This window comes from Streptomyces sp. NBC_00525 (genome assembly GCF_036346595.1).
GTDB lineage: Bacteria > Actinomycetota > Actinomycetes > Streptomycetales > Streptomycetaceae > Streptomyces.
The window spans coordinates 1629060-1645794 of sequence record NZ_CP107834.1; the positions used below are offsets into that span (position 1 = coordinate 1629060).

At 72.7% G+C, this 16735-nt stretch carries 15 protein-coding genes; 7 read left to right on the top strand and 8 right to left on the bottom strand.

From position 1 onward, the window contains the following. Nucleotides 1-3 precede the first annotated feature (3 nt). The 4 genes from OG710_RS07195 to OG710_RS07210 form a co-directional block, all read right to left on the bottom strand. Nucleotides 4-999 (bottom strand): small ribosomal subunit Rsm22 family protein, encoded by a 996-nt coding sequence (locus OG710_RS07195; RefSeq protein ID WP_330238574.1) that lies wholly within the window; start codon nt 997-999, stop codon nt 4-6. A gap of 52 nt (nt 1000-1051) precedes the next feature. Further along, complete coding sequence (locus OG710_RS07200) at nt 1052-2365, bottom strand: multidrug effflux MFS transporter (RefSeq protein ID WP_330238575.1); 1314 nt, start codon at nt 2363-2365, stop codon at nt 1052-1054. 81 nt (nt 2366-2446) lie between these two features. Beyond that, nucleotides 2447-4075, bottom strand: coding sequence for an alkaline phosphatase D family protein (locus OG710_RS07205; RefSeq protein WP_330238576.1), 1629 nt, complete (start codon nt 4073-4075; stop codon nt 2447-2449). 205 nt (nt 4076-4280) lie between these two features. Continuing rightward, entirely contained in the window at nt 4281-4802 is a 522-nt protein-coding gene (locus tag OG710_RS07210; protein WP_330238577.1) for an SRPBCC family protein, read from the bottom strand. Between the two features lie 79 nt (nt 4803-4881). On the opposite strand from OG710_RS07210, the gene OG710_RS07215 reads away from it, so the two are divergent. Together OG710_RS07215 and OG710_RS07220 are read left to right on the top strand one after the other, a co-directional pair. Further along, nucleotides 4882-5532, top strand: a complete 651-nt coding sequence (locus OG710_RS07215) for a TetR/AcrR family transcriptional regulator (protein WP_330238578.1) — start codon at nt 4882-4884, stop codon at nt 5530-5532. A 31-nt stretch (nt 5533-5563) separates the two neighbouring features. Beyond that, nucleotides 5564-6349 (top strand): SDR family oxidoreductase, encoded by a 786-nt coding sequence (locus OG710_RS07220; RefSeq protein WP_330238579.1) that lies wholly within the window; start codon nt 5564-5566, stop codon nt 6347-6349. Between the two features lie 54 nt (nt 6350-6403). Here the strand turns inward: OG710_RS07220 and OG710_RS07225 are convergent, their stop codons facing one another. Continuing rightward, nucleotides 6404-7273: a ScbA/BarX family gamma-butyrolactone biosynthesis protein gene (locus OG710_RS07225; RefSeq protein WP_330238580.1), complete on the bottom strand. Its 870-nt coding sequence runs from the start codon at nt 7271-7273 to the stop codon at nt 6404-6406. Between the two features lie 192 nt (nt 7274-7465). Here OG710_RS07225 and OG710_RS07230 point away from each other — a divergent pair, with 192 nt between their 5' ends. Together OG710_RS07230 and OG710_RS07235 are read left to right on the top strand one after the other, a co-directional pair. After that, on the top strand, nt 7466-7843 hold the full coding sequence (locus OG710_RS07230; protein ID WP_330238581.1) for a VOC family protein: 378 nt from the start codon (nt 7466-7468) through the stop codon (nt 7841-7843). A gap of 121 nt (nt 7844-7964) precedes the next feature. Beyond that, nucleotides 7965-8504: an NUDIX hydrolase gene (locus OG710_RS07235; RefSeq protein ID WP_330238582.1), complete on the top strand. Its 540-nt coding sequence runs from the start codon at nt 7965-7967 to the stop codon at nt 8502-8504. A 149-nt stretch (nt 8505-8653) separates the two neighbouring features. On the opposite strand, the gene OG710_RS07240 is transcribed toward OG710_RS07235, so the two are convergent. Together OG710_RS07240 and OG710_RS07245 are read right to left on the bottom strand one after the other, a co-directional pair. Next, complete coding sequence (locus OG710_RS07240) at nt 8654-9868, bottom strand: glycosyltransferase (RefSeq protein ID WP_330238583.1); 1215 nt, start codon at nt 9866-9868, stop codon at nt 8654-8656. Continuing rightward, entirely contained in the window at nt 9865-10683 is an 819-nt protein-coding gene (locus OG710_RS07245) for a MerR family transcriptional regulator (RefSeq protein WP_330238584.1), read from the bottom strand. Before OG710_RS07245 ends, OG710_RS07240 begins: the two co-directional genes overlap by 4 nt. A gap of 248 nt (nt 10684-10931) precedes the next feature. Here OG710_RS07245 and OG710_RS07250 point away from each other — a divergent pair, with 248 nt between their 5' ends. Both OG710_RS07250 and OG710_RS07255 read left to right on the top strand, forming a co-directional pair. Continuing rightward, a complete protein-coding gene (locus OG710_RS07250; protein ID WP_330242181.1) occupies nt 10932-12320 on the top strand; it encodes a basic amino acid/polyamine antiporter in 1389 nt (462 codons plus the stop codon). A 41-nt stretch (nt 12321-12361) separates the two neighbouring features. Continuing rightward, nucleotides 12362-13621 carry an arginine deiminase gene (locus OG710_RS07255; RefSeq protein WP_330238585.1) on the top strand — a complete coding sequence of 420 codons (1260 nt, stop codon included), beginning with the start codon at nt 12362-12364 and terminating at the stop codon, nt 13619-13621. Nucleotides 13622-13773: 152 nt separating this feature from the next. Here the strand turns inward: OG710_RS07255 and OG710_RS07260 are convergent, their stop codons facing one another. Then, nucleotides 13774-14559: a lytic polysaccharide monooxygenase gene (locus tag OG710_RS07260; protein ID WP_330238586.1), complete on the bottom strand. Its 786-nt coding sequence runs from the start codon at nt 14557-14559 to the stop codon at nt 13774-13776. 465 nt (nt 14560-15024) lie between these two features. Here OG710_RS07260 and OG710_RS07265 point away from each other — a divergent pair, with 465 nt between their 5' ends. After that, nucleotides 15025-16716, top strand: a complete 1692-nt coding sequence (locus OG710_RS07265; protein ID WP_330238587.1) for a glycosyl hydrolase family 18 protein — start codon at nt 15025-15027, stop codon at nt 16714-16716. Nucleotides 16717-16735: the final 19 nt, after the last annotated feature.

Sequence of the window (16735 nt, forward strand, 5' to 3'; positions counted from 1 at the left end):
CCGCTACTCCGCGTCCTGCCGGGGCGGCCAGGGGTCGCCCCAGTCGATGTTCCGGGCGGCGCGGTAGAGCCCGCCGTGCCGCTTGGTGACCGTGGTGCGGCCCAGGGCCTCGTCACGGGTGCACAGGTCGAGGAGCACCTGCCCCTTGCGGATCTGCGGCCTGCGGATCACGCGGGCGGTGACCGGGTCCGGGGTGAACCGGGTGGCGACGACGTAGGAGAACTTCTCGTCCTCGTACGCCAGTGAGCCGCCCTTGACCTGCCGGTGCAGCGAGGACCGGCTGACCCGGACCGCGAAGTGGCACCAGTCGGTGCCCGGCTCGATGGGGCAGGCGTCGCTGTGCGGGCAGGGCGCGGCGACGGTGAGGCCGGCGGCGGTGAGCCGGTCGCGGGCCTCGATGATCCGGGTGTAGCCGTCCGGGGTGCCGGGTTCGACGACCACGACGGCCCGGGCGGCCGCGGCTGCGGCGTCGATGAGGGCGGTGCGGGCGGGGCCGGTCAGCTCGTTGAGCACGTAGGAGATGGTGACCAGGTCCGCCGGGGCGAGTGCGAGGTCCTCGCCGATGCGGGCCCGCCGCCAGTCGGCGGTGCGCAGCGCGTCCGGGCCGGCGGCGGCCAGTTCGCGGCCGAGGGCGAGGGCGGGTTCGGCCCAGTCGAGGACGGTGGTGCGGTGGCCCCGCCACTCCCCCGCGACGGCCCAGCTCGCCGATCCGGTGCCGCCGCCGACGTCGGTGTGGGTGGCGGGCGCCCAGTCGGGGGCGGCCTCGCGCAGCGCGCCGAGGGCGGCCCGTACCGCCTCGAAGGTGGCGGGCATCCGGTACGCGGCGTACGCGGCGACGTCCGAGCGGTCGCGGAGCACCGGCGTCCCGGTGGGCACCGTGCCCCGGTAGTGGGCGATGAGCCGGTCGACGGCCTGGCCCGCCTGCTTGGGCGGCAGCCCGTCCAGCGCTCCGGACAGGGCCGCGCGCAGGGCGTCCGCGGTGGGGAGGGTGGCGTTCACCGGGGAATTGTAGGCGGGCCGGGGGCGGGCCCCGGACGGTCGCCGGGACCGGTCAGGGGCGGCGGGTCCGGGGGCGGCACATCGTGAGGAAGCAGAGCAGGGCGCCGGCGGCGCAGGCGAGCTGGACCACGGCCATGGGCACGGCGGTCTCCTCGCCGGCGATCCCGACGAGCGGGGACGCGATGGCGCCGATCAGGAACTGCGAGGTGCCCAGCAGCGCGGAGGCGGAGCCCGCCGCGTGCTTGGTGCGCATCAGGGCCTGCGCGTTGGTGTTGGGCATCGCCAGGCCCATCGCCGACATCAGCACGAAGAGCCCGGTGGCCACGGGCACGAGGCCGACGTCGCCGAAGACCCCGGCGGTCATCAGGAGCAGCGCGGCGGCGGCCGCCACGATGATGACGAGTCCCCAGGTGAGGGCCTTGTCGAGGCTGACCCGGCCGACGAGCAGCTTGCCGTTGACCTGGCCGACGGCGATCAGCCCGATGGAGTTGATGCCGAACAGCAGGCTGAACGTCTGCGGGGAGGCGCCGTAGATCTCCTGGACGACGAAGGGCGAGGCGCTGACGTAGGCGAAGAGGGCGGCGAAGGCGAGGCTGCCCGCGATCATGTAGCCGGTGAAGACGCGGTCGGCGAGCAGGCCGCGCATGGTGCGCAGCGCGTCGCCGATGCCGCCGGTGTGGCGCTCGGCGGGCGGCAGGGTCTCGTGCAGCCACTTGTGGACGGCGAAGGTGAGCAGCAGGCCGACGACGGTCAGGACGCCGAAGATGCCGCGCCAGTCGGTGAGCCGCAGTACCTGGCCGCCGATGACCGGAGCGATGACGGGTGCGACGCCGGAGATCAGCATCAGGGTGGAGAAGAACCGGGCCATCGCGTCGCCGTCGTACAGGTCGCGGACGACGGCGCGGGCGATGACAATGCCGGCGGCGCCGGCCAGGCCCTGGACGAGGCGGAAGGCGATGAGGAGCCCGGCGGACGGGGCGAAGATGCACAGCGCGGTGGCCAGCACGTAGACGGCCATGCCGAGGAGCAGCGGGCGGCGCCGGCCCCAGCGGTCGCTGAGCGGTCCGACGACGACCTGGCCGAGGGCCATGCCGGTGAGGCAGGCGGTGAGGGTGAGCTGGACCGTGGCGGCGGGGGCGTGGAGCGAATCGGTGACGGCGGGGAGCGCCGGGAGGTACATGTCCATGGACAGCGGCGGGACCGCCGTCAGTCCGCCGAGGACCAGCGTGACGAGAAGTCCGGTGCGCCGGGCGGCGGTGGTGGCTCTGCCGGCGGACGGCTGTCCGGCCTGCGCGGGAGCGGCGGTTTCGGGGGTGGTGTCGGTGGTGCGTATGTGCTGGGCCCGGCTGCCGCCGCTCTCCGGCATTCTCATCTCCATGGTTGTTGAATCCGGCTCTATCCTCTCAGCTCGGCGGGACGGTCGATACCTCGCGAGGGTCGGCGGCCGTCAGGCGGGCTTGAGGCCGGGGTCGCCGGCCTCGGTGACGTAGGAGCCGGCGGTGGTGATCGGCGCGCCCGGCGTGGTGACGGCGGAGACCGTACGGAAGTCGGCGCGTGCCTGGCGCTCCTGGAGGGTGATGACGGCGTAGCCGCGGCGCCCGTTGTAGAACTTCAGGTGCGGGTTGGCGCGGGTGAGGTTGTTGTAGTTGGACGGCTTCTCGGAGCCGTTCTTGCCGCTGGTGATGGATGTGGTGACGATCTCGGTGCCGACGGTGCGCGAGTCCGGGTCGTCGAAGTCCCGCTTCAGGTCGAAGCCGTAGCTGACGTGGACGTCGCCGGTGAGGACCATGAGGTTGTCCACGCCGGCGCGTTCGGCGCCCTCGATGACGCGGTCGCGGGAGGCGGGGTAGCCGTCCCAGGAGTCCATGGACAGCTTGAAGGCGTCGGTGGGCACGTCGCGGCGCTGGGCGAAGGTGACCTGCTGGGGCACGATGTTCCAGGTGGCGTGCGAGCGGCGCCAGCCGTCGAGGAGCCAGCGTTCCTGGGTGGCGCCGGTCAGGGTGCGCCGGGGGTCCTCGGACTCGGGTCCGGGGGTGCGCCAGCCGTCGCCGTACGCCTGGTCGCTGCGGTACTGGCGGGTGTCTAGGACGTCGAACTGGGCGAGCCGGCCGAAGTTGAGGCGGCGGTAGAGCCGCATGTCGGGGCCGGTGGGCCGCTGCGGGGCGCGCAGCGGCTGGTTCTCCCAGTACGCGCGGTAGGCGGCGGCCCGGCGGATCAGGAACTCCTCGGGCGGCACGCTGTTCTCGGGGGTGTCGCCCGCGTAGTTGTTCTCGGTCTCGTGGTCGTCCCAGGTGACGACGAAGGGGTGTGCGGCGTGGGCGGCGCGCAGGTCCGGGTCGGACTTGTAGAGGGCGTACCGCAGCCGGTAGTCCTCCAGCGTCGTCGTCTCGCGGTTGAAGAGGGCCGGCAGGGTGCGGTCGGTGTAGGCGCGGGCGCCGCCGGTGGCGTTGACGGCGTACTCGTAGAGGTAGTCGCCGAGGTGGAAGACGACGTCGACGTCCTCCTGGGCGAGGTGGCGGTAGGCGGTGAAGTAGCCGTCGTGGTACGCCTGGCAGGAGACGGCGGCCAGGGCCAGTTCGCGCTTGTGGGCGCCGGGCGGGGGCGCGGTGCGGGTGCGTCCGGTGGGGCTGGTCCACCGGCCCGTGCGGAAGCGGTAGTGGAAGACCCGGTCGGGGGCCAGGCCCCGCACCTCGACGTGCACGCTGTGGTGGAACTCCGGGTGGGCGTACGTGGTGCCGCGCCGCACGATCCGGGTGAAGCGCTCGTCGTGGGCGACTTCCCAGTGGACCTCGACGCGGGCGTGGGGCAGGCCGCTGTCGGGTTCGAAGGGGCGGGGCGCGAGGCGCGTCCACAGGAGGACGGAGTTGTGCAGCGGGTCGCCGGACGCGACGCCGAGGGTGAACGGGTTCTCGCCGATGCGGTGGCCGCTCAGCTCGCCGGCACTGGCCGTCCCGGCGGCGGGCAGGCCGACCGAGAAGGCGAGCGCGGCGGCGGCTCCGGTGACGGTGAGGAAGCGGCGGCGGTCGGTGTGCCGGGCGGCGTCGCGCAGCTCCTGCTGTGGCGATGAGTGCGTCATCTGTCCCTCCCCTGACTGGTGGTGTGGGTGGAAGTCCACCGGCCGGGCGCATCCGGAGGCTGACGTGTTCGCGTCGTGCGGGCGTCGTCCGGATGAGGAGTGCGGCAGGATGGTGCCCCTGGGGGCAAACGCCGCGTTCGGGGCGGATCGATGATCACCGAGCGGGGCCGCGCGGGCGCGTGAATCGCCGTGGCCGCCCGCGAATTCACCCCGGGGGGTTGCGTCGGGCGAGGCGTCGCGCGAGGGCGCGCAGCAGCCGTGTGTACGGTCCCCTGCGCGCGGGCCGTGCCACGGCGCCCGCGCAGGACCGTTCCGCCCGGTCCAGGCTCTCCTCGATCAGCGCGTCGTGCAGCGGGCGCCAGACGAGCGGCCAGCTCAGCCGGGCCGGGCCGGTGGCGCGCATGGCGAGGGTGTGCCGCAACAGTGTCCCCGGCTCTCCCGGCCCGGCGGGCAGTACGGCGTACTCGTGGAAGCCGTGGAAGCCGCGCGGCCCGTCGAAGGCGAACCGCACCCAGAGCGCGGGGACATGAGCGACGACCGTGTACCGGACGGGTCCGTGGCCGCCGGCCGCGCCGACGCCCAGCGGCCGGTCGAACGCCATCGCGGGCCAGCTCCGGTGCGGCCACAGGCGGTCCTGGGCGCCGGGGCGCGCCAGGGTGTCCAGCAGGGCGCCGGCCCGGTCCGCCGCGACGGGCAGCAGCCGTTCGTGCACGTTGTAGACAGCCATGCGTCCCGCCCCCGGCGAATAGAGAAACGGCAAATAGAGAAACCTCTCCAAAACCATTATGGAGAGTACTCTCCGATTCATGGCCAGGCCACCCCGCTTCAGCACCGATCAACTCCTGGACGCCGCCGTGCCGCTGGGTGCCGCCGCCGGCCCGGCCGGGATCACCATGTCGGCCCTCGCCCGCGCGACGGGCGCCCCCAGCGGCTCCGTCTACCACCGCTTCCCCGGCCGCGACGCGCTGCTCGCCGAGGTGTGGCTGCGGACGGTGGAGCGCTTCCAGGAGGGCTGGTTCGCGGCCATGGACTCCGGGGCGGACGCCCGGCGGGCCGGCCGCGCGGCGGCCCGCCATGTCGTCGCCTGGAGCCGCGCCCACCCGCAGGAGGCGGCGCTCCTGCTGTACGGCGCCGAGGACTTCGGGCGCTCCGGCTGGTCCGGTGAGCACCGCGCCCGCGCGGACCGGGGCGACCGGCGGGTGCGGGCCGCTCTGGCCGCGCTGGCGGCCGGGCTGGGCGCGGACGGACCGGGCACGGACGGGCCGGCGGACCGGGAGCGGATCGCCCTCGCGCTGATCGATCTGCCGCTCTCGGTGGTCCGCCGCCCGCTGCGTGCGGGGCAGCCGCTGCCCGCGCACGCGGAACGGCTCGCCGAGGAGTGCGCGGACGCGCTGCTGGGTGGGGCACCCCTGTCCGGCGCACCGGATGCCCCCGGCCCCGCCGGTCCTGCGGGCTGAGGGCGACCGGCCACGCGTACGCTGCGGCGGCATGAGCAACAATCTGTTGAACTCCGCGAAGGACTCCGCCCCGCGCACGGCCGTGGTCACCGGCGCCGGTTCCGGCATCGGCCGCGCGGTGGCGCTCGCCCTGGCCGGTGCGGGCTGGTCGGTGGCGCTCACGGGCCGCCGCCCGGACCCGCTCGCCGGGACGGCCGCGCTGGCCGGCCCGGACGCCCGGATGATCACCGTGCCCGCCGACGTCTCGCGCCCGCAGGACGTGAACGCGCTGTTCGCGTCGGTGCACGAGTGCTTCGGCCGTCTCGACCTGCTCTTCAACAACGCGGGGACCTTCGGTCCGGGCGACGTGCCGGTCGAGGACCTGGCGTACGAGGACTGGCGCGGGGTCGTCGAGGTGAACCTGACCGGGGCGTTCCTGTGCGCGCAGGCGGCGTACCGGCGGATGAAGGAGCAGGACCCGCAGGGCGGCCGGATCATCAACAACGGCTCCCTCTCCGCCCATGCGCCCCGCCCGCACTCGGTCGCGTACACGGCGACGAAGCACGCGATCACCGGCCTGACGAAGTCGCTCTCGCTGGACGGCCGTCCCTACCGCATCGCCTGCGGGCAGATCGACATCGGCAACGCGGCGACGGACATGACGGAACGCATGCGGACGGGCACCCTCCAGGCGAACGGGGAGCTGGCCGCGGAACCGGTGATGGCGGCCTCCGACGTGGCCCGGACGGTCCTGCACATGGCGGAGCTGCCCCTGGAGGCGAACATCCAGTTCGCCACGGTCATGGCCACCACGATGCCGTACGTGGGCCGGGGATGAGGGGCGCGCGGGCGCAGCGGGACGGCGTTCCCGACCGGGCCCCGGTCTCCGCTCTCAGGCCGGTCCGCCGAGCGCGCAGGTGAAGACGGTGTCGCCGTCCTGCTCCGCCCGTACGAACACGCCGCCCGGCGCGGGGCGGGCCTCGACCCGGCAGGGCCGGTCCAGCTCCACGTACCGCAGGAAGTCGGAGCGCACGGTGACCGGGAGGAAGCCCGGCACGGTGGCGTTGGCGGCCTGCCGGGCGGCTTCGAGGAGCAGGATGCCCGGTACGTGGTCGTTGGGGCGCCCGAAGAGCGTCGGGTGCCCGGTGTCGAGCCGCAGCGGCCAGCGGCCGGGGCCCTCGGCGGGCCCGAGGACGACGTCGCGCTCGGCGGTCCGGCCGGCCGTGTGCGGCGCGAGGGCCGGGATCAGGGGCACGGACACGGGGCCCCTGCTGCCCCGCAGCCGGTGGTAGGCGGCGGCCGAGGTGCAGCTGATCCGGGAGCCGCAGGTGGCGAGCACCCCGCCGTCCCGGCGTATGACGAAGTCGACCCGCATCGAGCGGAGGCTGCTGCCGCGCCGGCGTATGTCGGAGCAGGTCACCTCCACCACGACGTCCCAGGGCTCCTCGCCGAGCACCAGGTGTTCGGCGGCGGTGGCGTAGTTCAGCTCCCACATCACGAACGCGTCGCCGAGCGGCACCCCCAGCTCGGCGTGGCAGACCAGCATGGCCGCCTGCCGCATGGTCTCCGCGATCAGCAGTGGGTCCTGGTGGCTGCCGCCCACGGGGGCGAAGAAGCGGTGGGCGCGCGGCCAGTGGGCCGGCACGCAGAACCGGGTCTCGTTCAGCCGGGCCACTCCGGTGGGGAACACGTCCAACGGGTCCCCCCGGTGGACAAGTCGCCGGAAGTGTTCCTCGGCCACGCGCGAGGAGAACTGGATCATGGGGCGCCCCCGGGGAACTCCGATGCGAATGGCCGGTTCGGGGTCACCCCGGACCGGCCGTGATCAGGCCAGTTTGCCCCGGCCGCGCCCGCAGTTTCCAGCCACCCCCTGGAGTAGCTCTCAAGCGGCCCCGGAGCGGACGTCTAGTGTGGGTTGAGTGACTGACCGTCATCAATGTGACAGGAGTGATCCATGTCTGTACAGCGTGTGGTCCCGAACATCCCGGTCGGCACGGGTGACGAGGACGGGGCGAGCGAGTCCGTGCTGCGGGACAACGCCGCGTTCTACGGGCTGCTCGGTTTCGAGGAGGTCATGAACCTTGGCTGGATCATGACCCTCGCCTCGCCGACGCGGCCGGCGGCCCAGATCAGCTTCATGACACGGGACGCGACCGGCCCGGTCAACCCGGACATGAGCGTCGAGGTGGCGGACGTGGACGCGGTGCACGCCGCGCTGGTCCGCGCGGGCGCGGAGATCGTCCACGGCCCGCAGGACGAGGAGTGGGGCGTACGGCGCTTCTTCGTGCGCGACCCCAACGGCAAGGTGGTCAACGTACTGTCACACCGCTGACGCGGCGGCGGCCCGGCGTTTCGGCCATTCCCGCTCCGGGTGGCCGAAATACAGGGGTGCGAGGGGTGGGGGCGGTCGTTGGACACGGTGATCCTGCCGCGACGACCCCAGGAGGGCCTTGTTGACCTCGTACAGCACGCATGGAGGCGGCACGAGCGGGCGGACGCTGCTGCCGCCCGACGAGTACGCCCGCTCGGTGCCCAAGTCGACCGGCTTCGCCTTCGTCTTCTTCACCGACGAGGACTGCCGCCCGGTGCAGTTGCGGGCCACGTACTCGCGCACGCACCCCTGGCAGTTCCCCGGCGGGACGATGGACCACGGCGAGCGGCCCTGGGAGACGGCCCGCCGGGAGTGCCGCGAGGAGACGGGTATCGAGGTGCCGGGCCCGCCCCGGCTCCTGGCCTCGGTCTTCGGGCCGCCCGGCGCCGACTGGCCGTACAGCACGGCGGGCTGCGTCTTCGACGGCGGCCGGCTCACGGACGAGCAGATCCGTTCCATCGTCCTGGACCCGGACGAGCACGACGCGGTCCGGGTGCTGTCCCTGGACGAGTGGCGGCCCCTGATGCCCCGGCAGGACTTCGCCCGCCTGGAGGCGGTGCTGACGGCCCGTCTGACGGGCACGGCTGCGTACTTCGACGCGTGGGGGTGGGGGGACGGCTGAGCGGGGGGCGGGGTACGGGGAGACGGCTGAGCGGCGGGGGTACGGGGAGACGGCTGAGCGGCGGGGGTGCGGGGAGACGGCTGAGCGGCGGGGGTGCGGGGAGACGGTTGAGCGGCGGGGGTGCGGGGGACGGCTGAGCGGCGGGTCCCTCAGCTCCCGGCCGGCCGCTCCACCGCCTCCACCACCCGGCCCGCGCCGTCCTCCCCCGCCATGTGCTTCGCGGCCCGTGCGGCGGCCTCGGCGCAACTCCCCCGCCGGACGGCCCGGTCCAGGGCGTCCGCGAGCCGTTCGGCGGTGAGACGGCGGTACGGGATCGGCTCCGGGGCGGCGCCGATCGCGGCCAGGCGGCGGGCCCAGAAGGGCTGGTCGGCCGTGACGGGCACGGCCACCGCCGGGAGGCCCGCGCGCAGGGCGGCGGCCGCGGTGCCGGCGCCCGCGTGGTGGACGACCGCGGCCAGGCGCGGGAACAGCGCGGCGTGCGGTACGTCTCCGACGGTCAGGACGTCGTCGCCCCCGGCGGCGAGCCCGGCGCTGCCGGACTGGAGGATGCCGCGAAGCCCGGCGCGACGCAGGGCCGCCGCGGCGAGTGCGCCCAGCCGCTCCCCCTCACCGGCCGCCATGCTGCCGAAGCCGATGAGGACGGGCGGGGGCCCGGCGGACAGGAAGTCCTCCAGTTCCGGCGGGAGTCGCGCGTCCGCGTCGTGGTACGGCCACCAGTTGCCGACCACCCGGAGGCCGGGGCGCCAGTCGGAGGGGCGGGGCACCAGGGCGGTGCTGAAGCCGTGCAGGACGGGCCGGTCCCCCCGCTCCAGGCGCTCGCGCGGCGCGGCGGGCGGGGCCGGCGGCAGCCCGAGCCGCTCGCGCAGCGCGGTCACCGCCGGGGCGTAGAGGCGGTCGGTCATCCGCAGCGCGAAGCGGCCGGCCATGCGGTTGCCGGCGCGGCCCAGGGAGCGGGCGCCCGAGACGACGGGCGGGAAGTCGCCGGTGGGCGCGGTGGGCTGGAGGTACACGCCGAGGCCGGGGATGCCGGTGGCCTCGGTGAGGTGCCGGCCGAACGGCGCGGTGGTCGTCGAGAGCAGCATCAGGTCCGCACCCCGGTCCAGCGCGTCGGCGAACCCCTGGCCCAGCTCGCCGACGAACGCGGCGGCGGCCCGCAGGAGTTCCCGTGTGCCGCCGTTGCCGCCGCCCTTGCGCGGGTCGGCGGGGAGCGGGCGGAACTCCAGCCCGGCTTCGCGGACCAGGGGGGCGAAGGCGTCCGTGGTGGCGAGCGCGACGTCGTGGCCGGCGGTGCGCAGCGCGGCGCCCAGGCCCGTGTAGGGGGCGACGTCGCCGCGCGATCCGGCTGCGGCGATCAGTATCCTCATCGGTCCTCCTCGGTGCCGGTGCCGGTGCCGGTGTCGGTGTCGGCACCGGTGCGGCGGGCGGCGTTGGCGTGGACGGCCCTGCGCAGGTAGGCGGCCAGGCCGGGACGCTGCCGGGACGGCGGTACGACCAGGGCGAAGGCGCGCGGATCGGCGGCGAAGTCGTCCGCGATGCGCCGGTGCATGTCCGGCGGGCAGGCGGTGAACCAGCGCGAGATGTGCAGCCGGTGCTCCTCGGCGAGGTCCATGGCCCGCTCGCCGTCGCTCGGCTCCCCCTCGTCGAAGGCGGCCAGCAGTTCCGCGCGCCAGGCCGTGGCCTCGCCCATGAGCCGGCGCCAGTCGTCCTTGGTGTGGGCGGCGGCGCGGGCCATCGACTCGCGCCGGCCCGGCGAGTCGGCCCACTTGAGCTCCGCCTCGGTGGCGTAGCTCAGGTCGAAGGCGATCTCGCCGAACACCTCGAAGCGCTCCTGCGGGGTGAGCGCGACCCCGGTCCGCTGCACCTCGATCGCGCGCCGGGCCACCTCGGACAGCCGTTCCAGCCGGGCGATCTCCGCCGCCAGCCGCTCCTGCCGCGCCAGCAGTTGGTCCAGGGCGTTGGCCTGCGGGTCCTTGAAGATCTCGGCGATCTCGTCGAGGGAGAAGCCCAGCTCGCGGTAGAAGAGGATCTGCTGGAGGCGGACCAGGTCGGCCTCGCCGTACAGCCGGTATCCGGCCGGGGACCGGCCGCTGGGCGAGAGCAGCCCCGCCTTGTCGTAGTGGTGCAGCGTGCGCACGGTCACTCCGGCGAAGGCCGCGACCTGACCCACGGAATAGCTCATGCGTCTGCCCTTTCGTCGTGGCCGATCCTCGGGCCTGACGTAAGGGGAGGGTCAAGCCGGGCCCCGATCCGGGGACACCGGCCCGTCAGCCGCTCCCCACAACGTAGCGAAAGGTACATTTCACCCCGACGGGGGTGCTGTCCCGCGCTCCTTCCCACCCCCTCCGGCCGCAGCCGTCGCACCAGGAAGGGCCCAGCTCCGTGTCCACAGTCACCGAAGAACAGCCCCACACGGCGAAACTCTCGCTGATGACGCTGTCCGCGCTGGTCGTGGGCTCCATGGTCGGCGCCGGGGTGTTCTCGCTGCCCCGGCGCTTCGCGGAGGAGACCGGCGTCGCGGGGGCGCTGATCGCCTGGACGATCGCGGGCACGGGCATGCTGATGCTGGCGTTCGCCTTCCAGTCCCTGGCGATGCGCCGGCCGGACCTGGACGCCGGGGTGTACGCGTACGCCAAGGCCGGGTTCGGCGAGTACCTCGGGTTCTTCTCGGCGTTCGGCTACTGGGCGAGCGCCTGCGTCGGCAATGTGACGTACTGGGTGCTGATCATGTCGACCATCGGCACGATCTGGCCGGCGCTCGGCGACGGCGACACCGTGCTGGCCGCGGCGCTCTCCTCGGTCGGGCTGTGGAGCTTCTTCCTGCTGATCCGGCGGGGCGTCAAGGAGGCCGCGGCGATCAACCGCATCGTCACGGTCGCCAAGGTCGTACCGATCCTGGTCTTCGTCGTGCTGGCGCTCTTCTGCCTGGACCCGGAGGTGTTCACCGAGAACTGGGGCGGCGCCGACTACGCGGGCTCCCTGTTCGACCAGATCCGCGGCACCATGCTGGCCACCGTCTTCGTCTTCCTCGGCGTCGAGGGCGCGAGCGTCTACTCCCGGCACGCCCGGCGCCGCAAGGACGTGGGCCGGGCCACGGTCCTGGGCTTCCTCAGCGTCTTCGCCGTCTTCGCCTCGGTCACCATCGTCTCGTACGGGATCATGCCGATGAGCGAGATCGCGGAGCTGCGCCAGCCCTCCATGGCCGGGGTCCTGGAACACGCCGTGGGCACCTGGGGCACCGTCTTCGTCAGCGTCGGGCTGATCGTGTCCGTCCTCGGCGCCTATCTGGCCTGGTCCCTGATGGCCGCCGAGGTGCTGTACGTGGCCGCGCAGGACCACGACATGCCGCGCTTCCTGCGCCGGGCCACCGCGGACGACGTGCCCGTGCCCGCCCTGGTCATGACCACCGTGCTGGTGCAACTGGTGCTGATCGTCACGCTGCTCTCGGACGACGCCTTCAACTTCGCACTGAACATGACCAGTTCGCTGACCCTCATCCCGTTCCTGCTCGCCGCCGCGTTCGCGCTGAAGATCTCGCTCACCGCGGACCCGCCGGCCCAGCGGCCGGCGACGGGGCGCGACCTCGCCATCGGTGTGCTGGCCACCCTCTACACGGCGTTCCTGCTGTACGCGGCCGGGCTCAGGTTCGTCCTGCTCTCCTTCATCGTCTACGCCCCGGCCACGATCCTGTTCGTGATGGCCCGCCGCGAGCAGGGCCGGCGCCCCTTCTCCCCCCGTGAGCTGCTGATCTGCGCCGTCTCGGTCGCCGGTGCCGCCCTGGGTGTGATCGCCCTCGCGGTCGGCTGGATCAGCCTCTGAGCCGGACCCGCCCCCCCCAACCCGTCTGCGAAGGACCGCACATGACCGCTGCCAGCGCTTCCCGCACCCCGCTCGGTGTCCACTCCGAGGTCGGCCGGCTCCGCAAGGTCCTGGTGTGCGCGCCGGGCCTCGCGCACCGCAGGCTCACCCCGACCAACGCCGCCGATCTGCTCTTCGACGACGTGATGTGGGTGGAGAACGCCCAGCGGGACCACGCCGGCTTCGTGGACGCGCTCACCGCTCGGGGCGTCGAGGTCGTCGAACTGCACGGCCTCCTCGCCGAGACGCTGGCCGTACCGGGCGCGAAGGACTGGCTGCTCGACCGGAAGATCACGGCCGGCGAGGCGGGCCTGGGGCTGATCGACTCCACCCGCGCCTTCCTGGACACCCTCGCCCCGCGCGCACTGGCCGAGTTCCTGATCGGCGGCCTGGCCACCACCGACCTGCCCGACGACTACCGCCCGCCGTACATCGCCCTTGCCCGCGAGTCGAACGGGGTGCGCGAGTATCTGATGCCGCCGCTCCCCAACACTCTGTACACCCGCGACACCACGTGCTGGCTGTACGGCGGGGTCACGCTCAACCCGCTGTACTGGCCGGCCCGGCACGGCGAGACCCTGCTGATGAAGGCCGTCTACCGCTTCCACCCGGACTTCGCCGACGCCACGGTGTGGTGGGGCGACCCGGAACGGGACTGGGGCCAGGCCACGTTCGAGGGCGGCGACATCATGCCCGTGGGCAACGGGGTCGTCCTGATGGGCATGAGCGAGCGCACCTCGCGCCAGGCCATCACCCAGGTCGCCGCCGCTCTGTTCGAGCGGGGCGCGGCCGAGCACGTCGTCGTGGCGGGCATGCCGAAGCTGCGGGCGGCGATGCATCTGGACACGGTGTTCACCTTCGCCGACCGGGACGTCGTGACCCTCTACCCGCGCATCGTGGACGCGATCCACGCCTTCTCGCTGCGGCCGGGCGGCGGCGCGGTGCCGGTGGACATCACCGACGAGGGCTCCCGGCCGTTCACCGAGGTGGTCGCCGGGGCGCTGGGGCTGCCGGGGCTCCGGGTGATCGAGACGGGGGGCGATGTGTACGCCTCCGAGCGGCAGCAGTGGGACAGCGGCAACAACGCGGTCGCGGTCGAACCGGGTGTGGTGTTCACGTACGACCGCAACACCCAGACCAACGCGCTGCTCCGGGAGGCGGGCATCGAGGTGATCGAGATCGTCGGCGCGGAGCTGGGCCGGGGGCGGGGCGGCGGCCACTGCATGACCTGCCCGCTGATCCGCGAGCCGGTGGCGTTCTGAGGCGGGGCCCCGAAAGCGGCCGTACGCGGAACACACGGCGGCCCAGCGGGATATCGATCACCGCTGGGCCGCCGGTACGGGCGCGTCACCGGGGGACGCGCCGTCAGAGGGGAGACGCCGTCAACGAGGGCGCTCCATGGGGGCGTGGCGCGTCAGGCGCAGGCGCCCAGGTCCTCCCAGACGCCCCACTCGCCGCCGGCGCCGGGCTCGTCACCCTGCACCCACCACTTGGCGCGCCAGTTGTGGCCCTCGTGGGAGACGGTGTTGCCGCCGGTGTAGACGGCCTCGGTGCTCCACGCGGGCGCGTCGCAGGTGCCGGTCTCGCCGCCACCGGTGTTGCCACCGTCGCCACCGCCGGTGTTCCCACCGTCGCCACCGCCGGTGTTGCCGCCGTCACCGCCACCGGTGTTGCCGCCGTCACCGCCGCCGATGTTCACGTCCACGCAGGAGTAGAAGGCGTTGCCGGTGTCCGCGACGTTCCACACGGCGAGCACCTTCTGCTTGCCGGTGAAGTTGCCGAAGTCGACCTGGTGGCTGACGTCGACCGGCGGCTGGGCGTTGTTGCCGGAGTACTCGGCGATCTTCGTGTCACCGATGAAGTACTGCCAGTTGGCCGTGGAGTGCCGGGCCGTGTGGTGCCAGGTGAAGGTGAAGGTCTTGCCGACCGGGGTGACCTTCCAGCCCTTGTTGTCGTCGTCCAGCTCGCGGTAGGCCGCGTTGCCGCCGCTGCAGCTCTTGAGGCCCTTGGGGCCCTCGACGCTCTGCGGCTCGTACTTGATCTGGCCGCAGTCGACGGCACCGGTGGAGCACTGGTCCTGCCGGCTCGTGGGGGCGGTGACCCAGCCGTGGGCGCTCGCGGTGCTGACCTGGAGGCCGAGGGCGAGGGCGGGGGCGACCAGCGCGCCGATCGAAATGGCCATCCGTCGCTTGCTGTTCATGCCACATCACTTCCTTTGCTCTTACGGTGACCGGCCGGATGCTCGCCGGGGCGCTGGGGGAGGTGCGCCCGGCCATGGGGGGAAACGGCCGTTCCGTCGGGACGGGGGTGCGAAGCCGCCCGGTCCGTGGTCTAGACCTAGACGATGCGGTCTAGACATTAACGGGGTTCAGGCGCCAGTCAAGGGCTCGGAGCAAGCCCGGCGGCGGCTCCGTTTTCCGCATTCAAGTGGTTCGTTCTCGAACTACTCGTTTGCCATTTTTAAGTGATCCTTAAGCCGCTGGTCACCGGCACCGCCCGGCCGGCCCCCGATGCGCACCGACCCTCCGACCGGCCCACAGACCGTCAAATTGGTCTAGTCCTAATCTTGTTGGAATCGTTGACGCGCAGGTCACGGGCCGGTTATCACTTCTCCAACCCCCCATTCCCACAGCACCACCCGCACCCCCATGCTGGAGGCCCGCACGTGCACCCCCGCAAGACATTCACCGCCGCGCTCCTGAGCACGGCCCTCGCCGCCGGAGCGCTTGCCGCGACCGTCGGCATCGGCTCGGCACAGGCGGCCGACGCGCCGGCTTCCGCTTCCGCCTCCGCCGGCAACGTGCGCATCGCGTACTACGACCAGTGGAGCGTGTACGGCAACGCGTTCTACCCGAAGCACCTCGACACCCGGGGCATCGCCGGGCAGCTGGACATCATCAACTACTCGTTCGGCAACATCCACCCGACGAACCTGACGTGCTTCGAGGCCAACAAGGCCGCGGGCGACGACAACAACCCCAACGCGGGTGACGGTGCCGGCGACTCGTACGCCGACTACCAGAAGTCGTTCAGCGCCGCAGACAGCGTGGACGGCGTCGCCGACAAGTGGGACCAGCCGATCGTGGGCGTCTTCAACCAGTTCAAGGAACTGAAGGCGAAGTACCCCCACCTGAAGATCAACATCTCGCTGGGCGGCTGGACGTACTCCAAGTACTTCAGCGACGCGGCCAAGACGGACGCGAGCCGCAAGAAGCTGGTCTCCTCCTGCATCGACCAGTACATCAAGGGCAACCTGCCCGTCGAGGGCGGCTACGGCGGCCCCGGCACCGCGGCCGGCATCTTCGACGGCATCGACCTCGACTGGGAGTACCCGGCCTCCGCGGGCGGTCACCTGGGCAACCACTACGCCCCCGAGGACAAGCAGAACTTCACGCTGCTGCTGGCCGAGTTCCGTAAGCAGCTCGACGAGTACGGCGCCGCCAACGGTGGCAAGAAGTACCTGCTGACCGCGGCGTTCGGCGCGGGCCAGGACAAGATCGCGAACATCGAGACCGACAAGATCGGTCAGTACCTCGACTACGCGAACATCATGACGTACGACATGCACGGCGCGTGGGACGGCGACGGCCCGACGTACCACCAGTCGCCGCTCTACTCGGGCAGCAACGACCCGTCCGACCCGGTCGCGCCCGGCACCGAGAAGTACTCGATCGACAACGCGATCGACTCCTGGATCGACGGCAAGCCGGCCTACGGCATCGCCGGCGGCTTCCCGGCGAAGAAGCTGACCCTGGGCTACGAGCTGTACTACCGCGGCTGGAAGGGCGTCCCCGAGGGCGGCACCCACGGTCTCGCGCAGTCCGCGACCGGTGGCTCCGGCGCCCGTCCGCTGAGCCAGCAGGCTGGCATCGCGCACTACAAGGAGCTCGGCGGCATCGTCGACAACCCGGCGACGACCTACTGGGACGACGAGGCGAAGGCCTCCTACTTCTACAAGGACGGCGAGTTCTTCACCGGCCTGGACAAGAAGTCCATCCAGGCGCGGGCCGACTACGCCAAGCAGCGCGGCCTGGGCGGCGCGATGATGTACTCCCTGCTCGGCCTGGACGAGAACATCACCCTGCTGAAGCAGATCAACGCGGCGATCGGCGGCTCCACCACGGAGCCCACCACCCCGCCCACCACCGAGCCGAGCACCCCGCCGACCACCGGGCCCAGCACCCCGCCCGCCACGGGCTGCGGTTCGACCCCGGCATACGTGGCCGGCACGGTCTACAACTCGGGCAACGAGGTCTCCTACAACGGCCACAAGTACAAGGCCCAGTGGTGGACCCAGAACGAGACGCCGGGCAGCACCGGCGAGTGGGGCGTCTGGAAGGACCTCGGCGCCTGCTGATCCCCTCACCCCGCTGAAC

Bases quoted from the DNA above. Each gene is read 5' to 3' on its own strand.
- OG710_RS07210 (WP_330238577.1), bottom strand. From the start codon at position 4,802: ATGGCTGTCTACAACGTGCACGAACGGCTGCTGCCCGTCGCGGCGGAC.
- OG710_RS07230 (WP_330238581.1), top strand. From the start codon at position 7,466: ATGTCTGTACAGCGTGTGGTCCCGAACATCCCGGTCGGCACGGGTGAC.
- OG710_RS07260 (WP_330238586.1), bottom strand. From the start codon at position 14,559: ATGAACAGCAAGCGACGGATGGCCATTTCGATCGGCGCGCTGGTCGCC.
- OG710_RS07250 (WP_330242181.1), top strand. From the start codon at position 10,932: ATGACGCTGTCCGCGCTGGTCGTGGGCTCCATGGTCGGCGCCGGGGTG.
- OG710_RS07255 (WP_330238585.1), top strand. From the start codon at position 12,362: ATGACCGCTGCCAGCGCTTCCCGCACCCCGCTCGGTGTCCACTCCGAG.
- OG710_RS07225 (WP_330238580.1), bottom strand. From the start codon at position 7,273: ATGATCCAGTTCTCCTCGCGCGTGGCCGAGGAACACTTCCGGCGACTT.
- OG710_RS07240 (WP_330238583.1), bottom strand. From the start codon at position 9,868: ATGAGGATACTGATCGCCGCAGCCGGATCGCGCGGCGACGTCGCCCCC.
- OG710_RS07200 (WP_330238575.1), bottom strand. From the start codon at position 2,365: ATGCCGGAGAGCGGCGGCAGCCGGGCCCAGCACATACGCACCACCGAC.
- OG710_RS07215 (WP_330238578.1), top strand. From the start codon at position 4,882: ATGGCCAGGCCACCCCGCTTCAGCACCGATCAACTCCTGGACGCCGCC.
- OG710_RS07220 (WP_330238579.1), top strand. From the start codon at position 5,564: ATGAGCAACAATCTGTTGAACTCCGCGAAGGACTCCGCCCCGCGCACG.
- OG710_RS07205 (WP_330238576.1), bottom strand. From the start codon at position 4,075: ATGACGCACTCATCGCCACAGCAGGAGCTGCGCGACGCCGCCCGGCAC.
- OG710_RS07245 (WP_330238584.1), bottom strand. From the start codon at position 10,683: ATGAGCTATTCCGTGGGTCAGGTCGCGGCCTTCGCCGGAGTGACCGTG.